Here is a 14549-nt window from a genome sequence, read left to right as displayed (position 1 = left end):
CTACTCGGTGAGAGTGGTGTGCGGACTCTGGCCGTAGGTTTGGCGATACAAAACCGCGAACCGGCCGGTGTGGGCAAAGCCCCAGCGCTGCGCGATTTCGGTGACGGTGGTGGAGGCTTGGTCGCCACGGACCAGGTCGTGGTGCGCCCGCTGCAGGCGCACTCGGCGCAGGTACTCCGTGGGCGTGGTCTCGAGTTGTTGCCGGAACAAGTACTGCACCGCGCGGGGCGTCAGGTTCACCGCCGCGGCGATGTCGTTGACGCCGATGCCGTGACCCGCATGCCGCTGGATGAACGCCATCGCTTCCTTGAAGGCTGGCGGAACTGGCCCCTTGCCATTGTGTTCTTGCGGGACGTTGGTCAGATTCGACGGGAATGTGTCGAGAAGCGCGGCGGTCAACAGCTGGGCCGCGGCCGCGACGACCAGTGGACGGTTTGCCGTGTCGGCGGCGGAGTATGCGTTGCTCACGTAGTCCAAAGCATCGTTCAAGGTGTGCACGGAGGCGCCCGAGCGCGGCTGCGGGCTGAGGAATTGGATCTGCTGGGGCAGCGGCGTGTTGTTCTGCGCGGCCACTTTGCGCAGCAACTTCACCGAGGCGCTCACCACCTGGAAGCGGGCGTTTCGCACCTCCAGCAGGCCCGGCATGTTCGACGCGACCAGCACCACGTCGGTGACTGGCTTTTCGCCGACCACCAATGAGCCCCCGCGAGGCCGGATCGCAACGATGGCGTCGTCGGTTTCCACCTCGCAAGTCATCCGACCCTCGATACGCACGTCGTCGACGGTGAGCAGCCCCGCTTCGCAGCGACGATGCGTGACCGCGTCGCCTTTCGCCAGCCCGCTGATCTGCCAACTCGGCGTGTATGCGTTGGCGAAGAATCGCTGCGCGGTGTCGGGATCGATGGTGTGAAACTGGCGGTGGCGAATTGCCGGAAGGCCACGCATTTCGGCCAGGCCGAGGCCGGGTTGTCCGCCCTCGTGTACAGCTCCATTTACTTCACTAGCGCGTTTTGCGCTGGTCCTAGCGGACGGTGACACAGTGCTCACCCCTTGCTCTCGTCGTGCCCGGCGACTGCGCCGCAATCGCCTGCTGGTAGATGTTCGTTGCGTCAAGCGCAATGCGGTCCCACGTAAACCGCGACGTTGCGCGGGAGCGCCCGGAAGCTCCCATGCTCTGACGCTGAAAGCGTTCCGCAAGAATTGTTTTGAGGGCTGAAACCAACTCGCCGGGCTGGTCCGGCGCCACTAATAAGCCAGTTACACCGTGAATTACGGTATCGGTGAGGGCCCCGGTATCCACCGCGACAACAACTACTGCGCTGGCCATGGCCTGCAGCGCGGCCGTGGCGCGCGGTGAGTGTCGTGGCGGGCAAACGACCACGTCGGCGGATCTCACCAGGGTCGGCAAGTCGTCGCCGGTCACGTTGCCGGCGAAGTGAATTCGATGGCCGACGGCCAAATCAGCGGCCAGCTTCTGCAAAGCGGCCCGCTCCCGATCGAAGCGTTGATCGGTAGGACCGGTTTCCACGATCACCAATTCTGCGTCAGAAAGTCTAGGCATCAACCGAATTACGCGATCAAATCCGTTGCAGGGGTCGGGGTTTGGCGCCAAACAGAGAATACGATGGAGGTCAACCGGGGGAAGCTCCGGGCCTACGGGGGCGAAGCGTTCGACATCCACGCCGGTCGACAAGATAGATAACTTTGCCCGACTGCGGCGCATTTTCGCTAACCCGTCTACGTCGTCACCGCTACCGCCCGTGACCCATGTCGCATTGCGCGCCAACACCGGCTCTAGCCGTGCGCGTTCGGTGTCCTCTACCGACGTCGGTGACGCGCTGACTCCGTAGAAGCTCTGAACCGTCGGCAGACCCGGGCGCCTGGCCGCAAGTTGAGCGGCAAGCCCGCCCAACCAGCCGTGTGCATTAACGACGTCGGGCGGCTTGGACGACCAGCGCTGCGCAAGTTCGTCCGCCCATTCGCCGACGTAGGGCAACAGTTCTCGAGGTTCGCCGCGTTCACGGGGACCAACAGGCGTTGAGACAGTTCGATGGCCGGCTGCAGCGGCGCTCTTCCGGTTGTGATCGCCTCGTCGCTCGTAGGCAGTGACATCGTGTCCGAGCGAGGCCAAGGCGGCGCTCAACTGCTGTCCATCGTTGCCATGGACATCGCCGCAATCCGCGGCAATGTCGTCGCCACTAACTATCGCGATCTTCAGGGTTACTCCTGACGCAAGTCGAATACCTGGGAAAATTTATGGTTACCCCTGTTCTTTTCTGGATAAACGCGCACCGGGCGGTGCGTTTTGTGGACATCGTTGAGGTTCGTGCAGCGGCGGTTCCTACGTCAGGTTGCGTGTGCATTTTCGAGACTCACCAGCGCCCAGACGGTCTTGCCCGTCGGCGTGGGTATGCTGCGCCACACGCGGGACAGGGACGAAACGATCGCCAGACCCGAGAGCAGGTCGACCCCGCGGCCGGGATGTTCGCGCCGGATCGCCGGTTGGCGGCTGTGATCCTCGACTGCGACGGTCACGTTGTCTCGGTGATGTTCGAGAATGAAAACCGGTTCGCTCACGGTGTGGGCGAGCGCGTTCTGGATGAAGACCGTCGCCACCGTCTGGGCGGCCGGAATGAGTTCGCGCCGGTCCCACGCGATGAGCCAGTCGGAAACTAGCTCGCGCGCCATCCGAAGCGCGCTCTGTGTTGCCGGAAGTTCAGCGCATGTCCGGTGCCGGCCGGTGAGCGAAAGGCCTTCGACCGCCTTAAGTGCCGACGCACACGTCGGGTGTACTGGAACAAATCGGGTGACACCACGGCTGGCGATTGCGCGTCGAGTCCGCGGGTCCCCACATGCGAGCAGAATCGGCACATCAGGCCAGACGCTGACGTGCCAACGCGCGCTGGTGAACACCGACCACGCGGCATTGGTCGGCACCGCAAGTGAGTTGACGTCAATGATTACCGCGCGGGGTTCGTCCAAAGCGACCTTGATGACGACGTCGCGCAGTTTCACGTACGTCGAATTGTCCAGTACGCCTTGGGTCGTCAAGATCGTCGCGTCCTGTTGGCGACGGATGTCAACCAGAATTGCGGGGGTGGGCGTGAGCTCAGCCATCGCTGCCTGGTGAAACATTGGCGGCAAATCGGACGCTGGGCGCGAAAAGAGCGGTCGTGGATTCCTCGGCCGCCACGATGTAGCGACACGAGAGCATGCCGGAACCGACGCTGTCACCAGGTCGACGCACTAGTTCTGGGTTTCTCCTCGTGCAAGGGCGCGATCAGGCGTCGACGCCACCGGCCCGCCCATCAACCGGTTGCATGTAAATCCCGGATACCCGGTCCCAACGTATGCAACCGCATCGGTGAATTTGTCCGGTAGCGGGTGCGCCATCCAATATGCGAAGACTTTGCTGATTCGCCGCAGCCATCGGTTTTCAGGGCCCCCGCGGCGGGTAGGTCTGCGCCGCGGGTCGCCGTCGGGCGGCGATCCGGGAAGTAAGGAGCGACCATTGGCTGGGATTAACGGTGTAGCTGTATCCACCGGCGCGAGTTGCGGCGTGGGTTTCGCTTTGGCCAAGCAATTCACAAAGCGTGGCTACGACTTGATCGTTGCCGATAGCGACGAGGAAATCGATACTGCGGCTGCCGCACTCAGCGTTCTCGGTACCGAGGTAGAGCCGGTGAATGCCGACATGCATTGTGTGGACGACGCTTATCTGCTGTACCGGCGTGCAATAGCGGTGGGCAAGCCGGTGGTAGCGGCCGCGCTGAGCATGCCACCGTGAGGGGGACCCGTTTGATGGTCCAGTCGCTATGCGGCTTGCGGTTGGTGGGTCGTGGTCCACTGTAGGGCGAACTCGGCTGGGGTGAGCCCATTGTGGGCGGAGTGAGGCCGGTTGGCGTTGTAGTCGATTCTCCAATCTTCGATGATGATTTGGGCTTCTTGCAGGGAGTCGAAGCGCCAGGAGTTGAGTAGCTCGTCGCGCAGTCGGCCGTTGAATGACTCGATCCAGGCGTTCTGCCAGGGGGATCCGGGATCGATGAATAGCGAGCCGGTGCCGTTGAAGCGGCACCAGTCGTTGACAGCATGGGCGATGAACTCGGGTCCGTTGTCGAACCGCACGTAGGCCGGTGCCCCATGCATCAGGGCCAGACGGTCAAGGACGTCGACCACGCCGTCGGCGTTGATGGCCCGGTCGACTTCGATCGCCAGGGCTTCGCGGGTGAACTCATCGATTACGTTGAGCATCTTCAACGTTCGTCCGTCGGCGGTGGTGTCGAACTGAAAGTCCATCGCCCAGATCGCATTCGGGCGGATCGGGCACATCGCCCCGACCTGCGCACCGATGCCGGTCAAGCGTTTCTTCCTGCGGCGCTGCGGAACCCGCAGGCCTTCCTCGCGCCACAGGCGGCGGATGCGCTTGTTGTTGACCTTCCAGCCAGCTCGCCGTGCCGCGATCGCAGCACGGCGCCATCCAGCGGGGCCGCTGGGTGGAGAACGCGCGTAGCCAGGCCCGCAATTGGGCCTCCTCATCGCTGATCGGTGGTGGTTGTAGACGCATGGTGGAACGGTGGATGCCGACCACCGCGCACGCCCGTTCGGAGACCCCGAACCGCTCGCGCAGCATCGCCGCGGCGCTGCGCTTGCGGTTCGGGGTCAGAAGTTTCCGACGAGATCTCCTTGAGCATGTCGATGTCAAGGGCCTGGTTGGCGACCAGCTTCTTGAGCCTGGCGTTCTCGGCCTCAAGTTCCTTGAGGCGTTTGGCGTCGCTGGCCTTCATCCCGCCGTACTGGGCGACCCAGCGATGCCAGGTCGACTCGGTGATCTCGAGGTGGCGACACACTTCGCTGAGTTGCTGCCCGGTTCCAAGGAGCTTGTTGCCCTCGGCGAGCTTGCGGATGATCTGATCCGGCGTGTGCCGCCGGCGCTTGTTCGTTGCCATGTCGTCGTCGATTCTTCCTGCCCGAACACTCGGGCATCAGAGTCCCACAACGACTGGACCACTACGACGGGCTCACCTCAACCGCCCGACGGCCACCTGGATGGCAGCCTCGACAGCGCGCTAGAGGAGGTTGACGACAACGTCCGGGCGACAATGCTGCTCGCTCGTCGGGGGTGTCAGATCGTCTGTGTAAGTCCTGACGGAAGGATCTCAGGACATGGCGACGGGCAAGGACGAAGATTTGGCGCTAGGTGAGGTGGAGTCCACGGTGGAGATGGCCGAGGCGCTTCGGGCGTCGGGCGTGGTGGACGATTTGCTGGCTCAGGTCGATTCCGGCGAGGTTGCGTTGACCGGTGAGGGTGGTTTGTTGCCAGGGTTGATCAAGCTCGCCTTGGAGCGTGGGCTGGCTGCTGAGCTGACTGATCATCTGGGTTATGAGAAGGGCGACCCGGCGGGGCGTGCGCTGCCCAATGCCCGCAATGGCACCTCACCGAAGACGGTGCAGACCGAGGCCGCCCCGTCCCGTTGGAGGTGCCGCGCGATCGCGACGGCTCGTTCACTCCACGGCTGGTGCCCAAGGGCGCCCGCCGTCTCGGCGGCTCGATGACATGATCATCTCGCTGTACGCCGGTGGAATGACGTTGCGCGACATTCAATTTCATCTTGCCTCGACGATCGGAACCGATGTTTCGCACGAGACGATCTCCAAGATCGTCGATGAGATCTCCGAGGAGGTCCTGGCCTGGCAGCGTCGGCCGCTGGACCCGATTTACCCGGTGGTCTACCTCGACGCGATCGTGGTCAAGGTCAAAGACGGCGGCCACACCCGCAACAAGGCCGCTCATATCGCCGTAGGCGTCGATATGGCCGGGATCAAGCACGTGCTGGGCATCTGGGTCCAGCAGAACGAAGGAGCGGCGTTTTGGGCCTCAGTGTGTGCCGATCTGGCCAATCGCGGCGTTCGCGACGTGCTGATCGTGTGCTGCGACGGGCTGACCGGCTTTCCCGAGGCGATCGCGGCCACCTGGTCGCAGGCCGCCGTGCAGACCTGTGTGGTGCATCTGCTGCGCAACGCGCTGCGGTTCGTGTCCTACAGCGACCGCAAAGCCGTGGCCGCAGCCCTCAAACCGGTCTACACCGCGGCGGATGCTGAGGCTGCCCGTGCCGAACTCGATGCGTTCACCACGTCGGAGTTAGGCAAGAAAAATCCGACGGTGACCAGGGTTTTCGATCGTTCGTGGGAGCAGTTCACCCCCTTCCTGGCGTTTGCGCCCGAGTTGCGCCGGGTCATTTACACGACGAACGCGATCGAATCGCTGAACTACCAGTTGCGCAAGGTCATCAAGACCCGAGGCCAGTTCCCCAACGATGCCGCCGTGGTCAAACTCCTCTGGCTGGCCATCTGCAACATCGAGGACAAACGCGCCGCCGAACGGGCCAAAAAATACGCCCAGAAACGTTGCCGAACAGCGCCCGGACGTCTCGTGGAAGGACAGGTGGTCACCAACTGGAAGAAGGCACTCGAACAACTCTCGCTGGTCTACCCAGACCGCATCGAGCGGTACCTATTAACTCGACGACTAACAAGAAAACCAAACAGGCGACTTACACAGAAAACTTGACACGCTCCGCTCGTCTGCTGGCCGATGAGATGGTGCTGCACGGCAGCGGCAGTATCGTGTTGACCGCCTCTCCTCCGAAGGGAATGTCTAGCCTTGATGCCGCGGTCTATTCGGCCGGCTCGGCGTTCTTGCACACGTACGCCCAGACTTTGCAGCAGGATCTGCGCGGGACTGGGGTAAAGGTGGCCGCGCTGGTACCGCAGCCTGCAGAGCAGGACAGCGCCGGTGTGGTCGATCTATTGCTGGCGGCGATCGGCCGGGTGCCCACCAGTCATCCTTCCAGCATTGCGCGACAGGCCTTGCAGGCACTCGAAAGCGCCGAAAAGCACAACATGGCAACGAGGGTGGCGGGCGCGGTGACGTCGCTCGCCTGCCGAATCCTGACCGACCGCGTGAGAGGGCCGGTCGGCCAGATCATTTCGCCGACCGGCGAAGCCGTGTGACGCCCGCTCTGCAGTTTGAGCGCGGTGCGACGGGGCACCCTCCTCGCATCGCGGCACGTACAGGAGGTAGTGATCATGCCGAACTCGTCAATCAAGAACGAGAAGCTATATGAAGACCTTCGCAAGAAGGGTGATTCGAAAGAGAAGGCGGCTCGCATATCCAACGCTGCCGCAGGCCAAGGAAAGTCGAAGGTCAGCCGCAAGGGCGGCAGGAGCGGGTCCTACAACGACTGGACGGTTCCTGAACTGAAGAAGCGGGCGAAAGAGCTTGGAATGTCAGGATATTCGAGCCTGACGAAGGACAAGTTGGTCGCGAAGCTCCGCAATCACTGAGCGATGACGGTCACCGCGTTCCAAGATCTGCCGCTGGCCGACCGCGATCGCAAGTGGGATGGCACGGCGGCGGAGAAGCGGGTGCGGCAGTGGGCTTCTGCCACTGACGAACCCAACGCGAAGTATCGGGACGCCCACGTGTGGTACGACAGCGGCAAGAAAGACAACTTCACCGCTTACAAATTGCTGATCGCCGACGTGATCGACGGCGAACTTCGAGCGGTGCCCCGAGCGGTGCTGGCGGCCGGAGCGATCATGCAAGGATCGCGCGGCGGCATCGATTTGCCAAAGTCGGATATCGACCAGGTGAAGAGTCACTTGGCCAAGTACTACACCAAGATGGATGACACTCCGCCTTGGAAATAGTCCGAGAACAGAATTGCTGGTTCGAATAGCGTTTCTGCGCCACGTATGTGGGTATTGCTAGGGCGCAACGGTAAAACCGCGACAACAAGTATGTCGCGGAAGGCGTTGCGGTACTGAGGACTAGAGCACACTGGTTCTCTATAAGCGGCTCCCTTGCGGGCCGCCGAAACAAATGGAGGAAAAATGCGAAAGTCCGTTGCGGTCATGGCTGCCACAGGTGCGCTCGTGTTCGGCGGTGCCGGCGTTGCGAATGCCGCGCCCGACGCCACGATGCCGGCATCAACGACGACCACACTGGCTGTCGAAGACAACGACAACAACGACAACACCGGACTGTGGGGACTTGCTGGTCTCCTCGGTTTGCTGGGGCTCGCTGGCCTGAAGCGGCGTAACGACGCCGGCGCCAACGTGCGACCGGGCGCCGGAACAGTGACGAACAACCCACGTGGTGGCGCCGTCTAGACGCTCCCTATGGGCATGCCCCGTCCGAGTGGGGCGGGCGGGGCATGCCCACCGGTCGCTAGTCCTTGAGGCCCAGCCGGCCGGCTAGCAGTAGGAATGCGGCGGCGAAGTGATTGTCGGCGGTTTCGGACTCGATACGGTCCCAGTCGAGTTGTTCGCGGACCGCTCGGGCGCCGGGAAGCAACTTCGTAAAGTCGCAATGATGCTCGGTGAGTGCGCGCAGCTTCTGGATGAACACCATCGTCGGCGGCAGCACCGGCATCGAAATCGCCAACACCACCCGCTCTTCGGCGCGATCCAAGAGTGTCGGGCCTACCGTCACTCCATTTACGCGGTACAACACGTCGACCAGCATCTCGCCCGCATGTGCCTTGAATAGCCAGTCTTCGGGAGGGTGCTCGATGCGGAACCCGGCCTTCTCGAGCGTCGCGGCCGCCCCCGGAGCGTCTGACTCGGCAACGACGATGTCGACGTCATGGGTGGGTTCCGGCGCACCGTACGCCCACAGCGCGTAGCTGCCCGCCAGCGCGAAGCGCGGCCCGTGCTCCTTCAGCGCCGAGGCGGCGGAGCGGAGCGCGTCGCGCAAATGCGTACAGTCGGCATCAGGCGTCTCAATCATCGTCGACTAGGCATACCCTGCGCATGTAGCTGCCAACCTGCTAACGCGCTGCCCGCATAAGGCATTCGTTTAATTGACGCTGAAACGGGAAATTATGGGTGCATGTTTTCCGCAGCGTCGCGCGTCTATGGCCAAGCGGCTGTAGTGATCCCCGCCCACCACGAAAAGGCCGATCTCCCTGCCTGTTTGCGTGCGGTGCTGACCGCCTGCCTGTGTGTGCCGACTCCGGTCACGGTGGTTGTAGTTCTGGACGCGACCGACGACGGCAGCACCCAGTTGGCCGGACAATACGGGCCCGACGTTCATTTCGTCCGCGTGGAAGCCCGTAACGTCGGTGCCGCTCGCGCCGCGGGCTTCCGCTACGTACGTTCGCTGCCGATATTCGGGGGCGCCGACTGCTGGTATGCGACGACCGATGCCGACAGCCGGGTGGACCCGGATTGGCTGGTACGACAGCTGCAGACCGACGCCGACATGTATCTGGGTCTGGTGCGCGTCACCGATTGGAAACGCCACCGACCGGAGGTCGTCGACCGCTTCGAGCAGGACTACGAGGCGCGTATCGGCGAGGACCAAGACACAGACCAAGACCACGACCACGTGCACGGCGCGAACATGGGATTCAGTTCCACGGCGTACTGGCGATTGGGTGGTTTCCGGTCGCTGCCTTCGGGTGAAGACGTCGACCTGGTCGCGCGGTTTGAGGCGGCCGGTTACTGCGTCGAACGCGACACCAGGTCATCGGTCACTACCTCGGCGCGGGTCGACGCGCCAGCCCCTGATGGTTTCGCCGACCACTTGAGGCAACTGGACAGCGTCGGCGCCGCGGGGCCGGTGGAGGACTGCGCATGACGGCAGGCGTGGTACAGCACTGGCTTGATTCCGGGCGACTGGAACTGCCATTGCCGGCCTCGGGTCTGACCTCCGAACGCTGGCAGCGATTGGTCCAACTGGCGCAGGAAGACATTTCGGCGGCTCGCATTGCCGAATCCCACGTAGACGCCGTCGCCATCCTCAACGAGTTGGGCGGCAAGCCACCGGATGCCAGTCAGCTGTGGGGGGTGTGGGCCGCCGAAGCTCCGGACACCGTGCTGACCGCATCCCAGGTCGTAGGCGACGCGTACACCCTCAACGGCGTCAAGGTGTGGTGCTCTGGCGCCGGGTTCTGCACCCACGCGCTTGTCACCGCGAACATCGACGACAAGCGCGGCGAACGAGGGCTGTTTGCGGTCACCGTTACCGATCCTGGTATCCGACCCTTGCCGAGCACCTGGTGGAACCCGGGGATGGCTGGCAGCGACACCAGGTCGGTGCAGTTCACCAATGCACACGCCGTCCTGGTCGGCGAACCCGGTGACTACTTGAATCGACCGGGCTTTTGGCACGGCGCCATCGGAGTGGCGGCCTGTTGGCTCGGCGGTGCCAAACGGGTCGCTGACCCGCTCTATCGTTGCGCGACCAGCGAGTCGGCCGACGCGTATGCGCTGGCGCACCTGGGTGCGGTGGACGCGGCGCTTGCGGCTGGCGAGGCGACGCTGGCCGTCGCGGCAAGCAAGATCGACGAGGATCCGTTCGACCGGACCGACACCGCGCAACTCCTGGCCCGCCGTGTCCGCGCCGTGGTGGAGCATGCGGTGGACGAAGCCATTACCCGCACCGGCCGCGCCCTGGGACCGGGACCGCTGACCGAGGACGGGCGGCACGCGCAGCGGGTAGCCGACCTCACCATCTACATTCGCCAAAGCCATGCCGAGCGCGATCTGGCCGAACTAGGCCGACTGGTTGGCGAGCGCGGCTAAGGGCTGTAGCAGAGCTGTGCGGGTCGCCACCTTCAACATCTTGCATGGCCGCACCGTGGGTGACGGAGTGGATGTGCAACGGCTGCGAGATTGCGTCGAGGCGCTCGATCCCGACGTGCTGGGCTTGCAAGAGGTCGATGTGGAGCAGCCCCGATCGGGGAAGGCGGACCTCACTGCGGCGGCGGCCGAAGCCATGGGAGCGGTGGAGCACCGCTTTGTTGCCGCGATCTCGGGTACCCCCGGCGCCACCTGGATGGCCGCGACCGGTCGTGAGCAGCCGGGTACCGCGGCCTATGGGATCGCGCTGCTGTCGCGGTATCCGGCGTCGAGTTGGCAGGTCGTACGACTGCCCCGCATCCCCATGCGATTTCCGATGTACCTTCCTGGGCCCGACAAGGTGATGATGGTCGACGAGGAGCCCCGAGCGGCCGTCATCGGGCGATTTGAAACCCCGTTGGGGCCGCTCACCGTGGCCAATACCCACCTGTCCTTCGTGCCCGGCTGGAACCGTCGGCAACTGCGCAGCTTGGTTCGGGACGTGCGCGGCCTGCCCGGCCCCAGGCTGTTGATCGGCGATTTCAACCTGACCCCAGTAGCGGCGCAGCGCTGGTCGGGCATGCGCCCGCTGGCTACTGCGGCTACCTTCCCGGCGCCGGCGCCGGACCGCCAACTCGATCACATACTGACCGATGATCGGGAGTTGCGCGCCGGAAAAGCTGCCGCAGACTTGATGCCGATTTCTGATCATCGACCGCTGGTGGTCGAGTTGCACCGTTAAGGCGGCGGGTGCGGCATTGATGCGGCCTTAGTCCAGACAGCGGGCCGCGGGCAGCAACTGGCCACCCATGTTGCGCTCCATCATCTTGAGGGCGGCCGCCCCCAGGTCCTCATCGATGTGCGCGACGGCGTCGGGTGGAACGATCACGTCGTAGTGCCGGAGGTACCCGTCCAGCGCGCTGTAGAGGATGCACTGCTCGGTGACTTGGCCGGTCAGCACGATGCGCTTGGTCTTCAACCGGTCCAGCAGATAGTCCAGCGCGGTGGAATAGAACACGCTGTGGCGGACCTTGGTGAGAATCCGGCAATCGGGTGGCGGCTTCAGCGGCTTGACCAAGTCGGGGCGCTCGCCGTTCAACGCCGCGGTGAAGATGGCGTTGTGGTCGGCGGTGAAGTCGCCGTGGTTGTCATTGACGTAGATCAGGTCGACGTCGTCTCGGCGGTGGGCGTCCCGAATCAGCTCGACCACTGGGTCGATGATCTTTTCGACGTTGGGTGTCAGGTGTTCGGCATCTTCATGGCTGTAGTCATTGAACATGTCGATGACCAGTAAGGCGGTGTCACTCACAGCGCAGTAATACCCACTCCTCAGCTTCTAATTAGCCTTCGTCCTTAATGTCACCCACACCACGATGCGACGTTTGCGCCTGATAGCTATCGGGTAGGCCTCGTCTGACTGGCTGTTCGGGGCCACAGCAACTTAATAATCAAAGCAATAGTATCTATAGGCTATAGTGGCCTGCGGCCATAATTTGTCTGGCCCATTGGGAGTTGAGATGAGCTACACCGCAACTAGTTGCGAGCGGAGCGCGCTGTTCACGGGCGCCGACGACAATGGGGTGCGCCTGCCCGGTTTGATTGCCGCCGTGACCTGGGCTGTAGGCCTCGTCGCGGGCATGATTTCGCTGGCTACCGGACACGGCGCCGTGGCGATTGTGATCCTTACCCTGGCCGTCATGTCGCCCTGGGTGGGCCTGGCATGGGTGTCACGAAGCCGACCCACGAGCGGGCCGTTCGAGCCTGCGGATCTTTCGTAGCGACGCCGCGAAGTGCAACTCGCCGCCCGCTCACCTTTGCGCCTAGCAAAGTGAGCCTGACCTGCGGTGCTTCGTCGATTTGCAGACCAAAAATTTTTGTGCAGACGCGTGTGGTCGGAGATCGAAAAGGGTACTGACTGAGCCACGGGTGATGAGCGACCCGGTGACTCAGCAGGAAGGATCGGCCATGTCCACTACAGCAGATTACGACGCACGCCGCGTGACCGAGATCGACGCGGGGGACCGGTCGCCCCTCGGCGAGATCGTGCCGTCGCTGCCGAAGATGTCCACGGTGGTCGTCGACGACGACCCTAACGACGTCCCGTTCTTCGAACTTCCTGGCGCCGACCTGTCCGGCGAAGAGCTGACCGTGGCGGTGGTTCCGAAACGAGCCGACGAGTTCATGTGCTCGTGCTGCTTCCTGGTGCAGCACCGCAGCCGGCTGCGCAGTACCAGCGGTGGGCGCCAAATCTGCGCCGACTGTGTCTGAACTCGAGACGTTCTAACCCGCCACGCCGGCGCGGGACGTGTGCCCGCGAGACCATCGGCCGCGTGCGACCGGATCGGGATTCCTGCTGACCGAATGGCGCACATAATTTACTACTGCTGGTAGTAGGCTCTAGCCGTGATCTTGCCGGGTCACGGGAGGGCTGCATGGGAGGACTCAGCCAGCTGACAAATCCGCCAGGCCTGCCCGCGCCCCGTCGTTTTCATGCCGCGTACGCGGCGGCGTACGCGGTTGCCTACCTGGTCGGCGGCGAGCGTCGGATGATGCGGTTGATCCGCCGCTACGGGCCGATCATGACGATGCCGATCCTCAGCCTGGGCGACGTGGCAATCGTGTCCGACCCGGCGCTGGCCAAAGAGGTTTTTGCAGCCCCGCCCGACATCCTGCTCGGGGGAGCGGGCGTGGGACCCGCCGCGGCGATCTACGGCTCGGGGTCGATGTTCGTCCAGGAGGAGCCGGAGCATCTGCGGCGGCGGAAGCTGCTGACACCACCGCTGCACGGCGGCGCCTTGCGCGGTTATGTGCCGATCATCGAGGAGTCCACCCGCGCCGCACTGCGCGACTGGCCCACCGACCGCCCCTTCGCGATGCTGGGTGCGGCGCGGTCGTTGATGCTGGACGTCATTGTCAAGGTCATTTTCGGAGTCGACGATCCCGACGAAGTGCGACGGTTGGGCCGGCCCTTCGAGCGACTGCTGAACCTCGGTGTGTCCGAACAACTGACGGTTCGATATGCGTTGCGACACCTAGGCACGCTGCGTGTGTGGCCGTCGCGCTCGCAGGCTTGGCGCGACATCGACGACGGCGTCATGCCGCTGATTGCCCAACGGCGAGCCGATGCCCGCCTCGCCGAGCAAAGCGACGTTCTGGCCTTGCTCATCCGCGCTCGCGGCGAGAACGGAGAGACGTTGTCAGACACCGAGATTCGCGATGACCTGATCACTCTGATGCTGGCCGGCCACGAGACCACGGCGACCACCCTGGCGTGGGCGTTCGACCTCTTGCTGCACCATCCCGAGGCGCTGCGGCGGGTGCGAGAGGAAGCCGTCGGCGGCGGGGAAGCCTTTACGACTGCGGTGATCAACGAGACGCTGCGGGTGCGTCCGCCCGCTCCCTTCACCGCCCGCGTTGCGGCCCGGCCATACGTGCTCGGTGGCTACCGCATCGAAGCCGGCACCCGCATCGTCGTTCATATCATCGCGATCAATCGCAGCGCCGACACCTACGATCATCCGCACGAGTTCCGTCCGGAGCGATTCCTCGACGCGCCACCCCAGACGTTCGCATGGGTTCCGTTCGGTGGCGGAGTCAAACGCTGCCTGGGGGCCGCCTTTTCGATGCGGGAGCTGATCACCGTGTTGCATGTGCTGCTGCGTGAGGGCGAATTCACGGCGGTCAATGGCGAGACCGAACGGATCGTGCGGCGGTCCATCATGCTCGCCCCCCGGCACGGCACTCTCGTGCGATACCGTCCCGCTCGGTAACAGCGCGGTGCAGATCAAGACGCGCGATGACGGTCGGAATTTGGCAATTGCTATCCAGATTTCCAACCAGGCGATTTCCGCCGTTGGACCGTCGACTTCGCCGGACTGGCCTATGGCACGTATTTAAAGAGCCGGGTTGCGATTGGGCGTTGG

At 63.7% G+C, this 14549-nt stretch carries 16 protein-coding genes and 2 pseudogenes; 12 read left to right on the top strand and 6 right to left on the bottom strand.

Annotated features, from left to right (window positions below):
* The 3 genes from G6N68_RS26100 to G6N68_RS26090 form a co-directional block, all read right to left on the bottom strand.
* The gene (locus tag G6N68_RS26100) at nucleotides 1-945 is read right to left on the bottom strand and encodes a helix-turn-helix transcriptional regulator (RefSeq protein WP_240355904.1); all 945 of its coding nucleotides are present in this window, start codon (nucleotides 943-945) and stop codon (nucleotides 1-3) included.
* A 76-nt stretch (nucleotides 946-1021) separates the two neighbouring features.
* On the bottom strand, nucleotides 1022-2143 hold the full coding sequence (locus G6N68_RS26095; protein ID WP_240355902.1) for a glycosyltransferase: 1122 nt from the start codon (nucleotides 2141-2143) through the stop codon (nucleotides 1022-1024).
* Nucleotides 2144-2346: 203 nt separating this feature from the next.
* Nucleotides 2347-3117, bottom strand: a complete 771-nt coding sequence (locus tag G6N68_RS26090; protein ID WP_163719107.1) for an STAS domain-containing protein — start codon at nucleotides 3115-3117, stop codon at nucleotides 2347-2349.
* Nucleotides 3118-3511: 394 nt separating this feature from the next.
* On the opposite strand from G6N68_RS26090, the gene G6N68_RS26085 reads away from it, so the two are divergent.
* Nucleotides 3512-3787, top strand: coding sequence for an SDR family NAD(P)-dependent oxidoreductase (locus tag G6N68_RS26085; RefSeq protein WP_163719106.1), 276 nt, complete (start codon nucleotides 3512-3514; stop codon nucleotides 3785-3787).
* Between the two features lie 26 nt (nucleotides 3788-3813).
* Here the strand turns inward: G6N68_RS26085 and G6N68_RS26080 are convergent.
* Nucleotides 3814-4946: pseudogene (locus G6N68_RS26080) on the bottom strand (IS3 family transposase).
* A gap of 217 nt (nucleotides 4947-5163) precedes the next feature.
* Between G6N68_RS26080 and G6N68_RS26075 the strand changes: the two are divergent.
* From G6N68_RS26075 to G6N68_RS26055, 5 genes and pseudogenes are all read left to right on the top strand, one after another.
* Nucleotides 5164-6568 (top strand): annotated as a pseudogene (locus tag G6N68_RS26075) (IS256 family transposase).
* Nucleotides 6565-7011 (top strand): SDR family NAD(P)-dependent oxidoreductase, encoded by a 447-nt coding sequence (locus G6N68_RS26070; RefSeq protein WP_163719105.1) that lies wholly within the window; start codon nucleotides 6565-6567, stop codon nucleotides 7009-7011. The pseudogene G6N68_RS26075 and the gene G6N68_RS26070 overlap by 4 nt, the downstream one beginning before the upstream one ends.
* Nucleotides 7012-7086: 75 nt before the next feature.
* Complete coding sequence (locus G6N68_RS26065) at nucleotides 7087-7344, top strand: DUF7218 family protein (protein ID WP_163719104.1); 258 nt, start codon at nucleotides 7087-7089, stop codon at nucleotides 7342-7344.
* Between the two features lie 3 nt (nucleotides 7345-7347).
* Nucleotides 7348-7710, top strand: coding sequence for a hypothetical protein (locus G6N68_RS26060; protein WP_163719103.1), 363 nt, complete (start codon nucleotides 7348-7350; stop codon nucleotides 7708-7710).
* 183 nt (nucleotides 7711-7893) lie between these two features.
* Nucleotides 7894-8172, top strand: coding sequence for a WGxxGxxG family protein (locus G6N68_RS26055; RefSeq protein ID WP_163719102.1), 279 nt, complete (start codon nucleotides 7894-7896; stop codon nucleotides 8170-8172).
* A gap of 58 nt (nucleotides 8173-8230) precedes the next feature.
* Here the strand turns inward: G6N68_RS26055 and G6N68_RS26050 are convergent, their stop codons facing one another.
* On the bottom strand, nucleotides 8231-8791 hold the full coding sequence (locus G6N68_RS26050) for a nucleotidyltransferase (protein WP_163719101.1): 561 nt from the start codon (nucleotides 8789-8791) through the stop codon (nucleotides 8231-8233).
* Nucleotides 8792-8893: 102 nt separating this feature from the next.
* Here G6N68_RS26050 and G6N68_RS26045 point away from each other — a divergent pair, with 102 nt between their 5' ends.
* The 3 genes from G6N68_RS26045 to G6N68_RS26035 are packed head-to-tail and all read left to right on the top strand — an operon-like array spanning nucleotide 8894 to nucleotide 11368.
* Nucleotides 8894-9643, top strand: coding sequence for a glycosyltransferase family 2 protein (locus G6N68_RS26045; RefSeq protein ID WP_163719100.1), 750 nt, complete (start codon nucleotides 8894-8896; stop codon nucleotides 9641-9643).
* Nucleotides 9640-10590: an acyl-CoA dehydrogenase family protein gene (locus tag G6N68_RS26040; protein ID WP_163719099.1), complete on the top strand. Its 951-nt coding sequence runs from the start codon at nucleotides 9640-9642 to the stop codon at nucleotides 10588-10590. Before G6N68_RS26045 ends, G6N68_RS26040 begins: the two co-directional genes overlap by 4 nt.
* Nucleotides 10591-10606: 16 nt before the next feature.
* A complete protein-coding gene (locus G6N68_RS26035; RefSeq protein ID WP_163719098.1) occupies nucleotides 10607-11368 on the top strand; it encodes an endonuclease/exonuclease/phosphatase family protein in 762 nt (253 codons plus the stop codon).
* A 27-nt stretch (nucleotides 11369-11395) separates the two neighbouring features.
* Here the strand turns inward: G6N68_RS26035 and G6N68_RS26030 are convergent, their stop codons facing one another.
* The gene (locus tag G6N68_RS26030; RefSeq protein WP_163719097.1) at nucleotides 11396-11935 is read right to left on the bottom strand and encodes a cysteine hydrolase family protein; all 540 of its coding nucleotides are present in this window, start codon (nucleotides 11933-11935) and stop codon (nucleotides 11396-11398) included.
* Nucleotides 11936-12143: 208 nt separating this feature from the next.
* Between G6N68_RS26030 and G6N68_RS26025 the strand changes: the two genes are divergently transcribed.
* From G6N68_RS26025 to G6N68_RS26015, 3 genes are all read left to right on the top strand, one after another.
* Complete coding sequence (locus tag G6N68_RS26025; protein ID WP_163719096.1) at nucleotides 12144-12404, top strand: hypothetical protein; 261 nt, start codon at nucleotides 12144-12146, stop codon at nucleotides 12402-12404.
* 187 nt (nucleotides 12405-12591) lie between these two features.
* A complete protein-coding gene (locus G6N68_RS26020) occupies nucleotides 12592-12894 on the top strand; it encodes a DUF4193 family protein (protein ID WP_163719095.1) in 303 nt (100 codons plus the stop codon).
* Between the two features lie 164 nt (nucleotides 12895-13058).
* Nucleotides 13059-14396 carry a cytochrome P450 gene (locus G6N68_RS26015; RefSeq protein WP_163719094.1) on the top strand — a complete coding sequence of 446 codons (1338 nt, stop codon included), beginning with the start codon at nucleotides 13059-13061 and terminating at the stop codon, nucleotides 14394-14396.
* The last annotated feature ends 153 nt before the right edge of the window (nucleotides 14397-14549 follow it).

This window comes from Mycobacterium bourgelatii (assembly GCF_010723575.1).
Lineage (GTDB): Bacteria > Actinomycetota > Actinomycetes > Mycobacteriales > Mycobacteriaceae > Mycobacterium > Mycobacterium bourgelatii.
Note: the sequence above shows the minus strand (reverse complement) of the source record. Positions and strands in the feature narration are given on the sequence as shown.

Excerpts from the sequence above, each read along its gene's own strand:
- G6N68_RS26100 (WP_240355904.1), bottom strand. The coding sequence starts at position 945 with ATGCGTGGCCTTCCGGCAATTCGCCACCGCCAGTTTCACACCATCGAT.
- G6N68_RS26090 (WP_163719107.1), bottom strand. The coding sequence starts at position 3,117 with ATGGCTGAGCTCACGCCCACCCCCGCAATTCTGGTTGACATCCGTCGC.
- G6N68_RS26065 (WP_163719104.1), top strand. The coding sequence starts at position 7,087 with ATGCCGAACTCGTCAATCAAGAACGAGAAGCTATATGAAGACCTTCGC.
- G6N68_RS26060 (WP_163719103.1), top strand. The coding sequence starts at position 7,348 with ATGACGGTCACCGCGTTCCAAGATCTGCCGCTGGCCGACCGCGATCGC.
- G6N68_RS26055 (WP_163719102.1), top strand. The coding sequence starts at position 7,894 with ATGCGAAAGTCCGTTGCGGTCATGGCTGCCACAGGTGCGCTCGTGTTC.
- G6N68_RS26050 (WP_163719101.1), bottom strand. The coding sequence starts at position 8,791 with ATGATTGAGACGCCTGATGCCGACTGTACGCATTTGCGCGACGCGCTC.
- G6N68_RS26045 (WP_163719100.1), top strand. The coding sequence starts at position 8,894 with ATGTTTTCCGCAGCGTCGCGCGTCTATGGCCAAGCGGCTGTAGTGATC.
- G6N68_RS26040 (WP_163719099.1), top strand. The coding sequence starts at position 9,640 with ATGACGGCAGGCGTGGTACAGCACTGGCTTGATTCCGGGCGACTGGAA.
- G6N68_RS26025 (WP_163719096.1), top strand. The coding sequence starts at position 12,144 with ATGAGCTACACCGCAACTAGTTGCGAGCGGAGCGCGCTGTTCACGGGC.
- G6N68_RS26020 (WP_163719095.1), top strand. The coding sequence starts at position 12,592 with ATGTCCACTACAGCAGATTACGACGCACGCCGCGTGACCGAGATCGAC.
- G6N68_RS26015 (WP_163719094.1), top strand. The coding sequence starts at position 13,059 with ATGGGAGGACTCAGCCAGCTGACAAATCCGCCAGGCCTGCCCGCGCCC.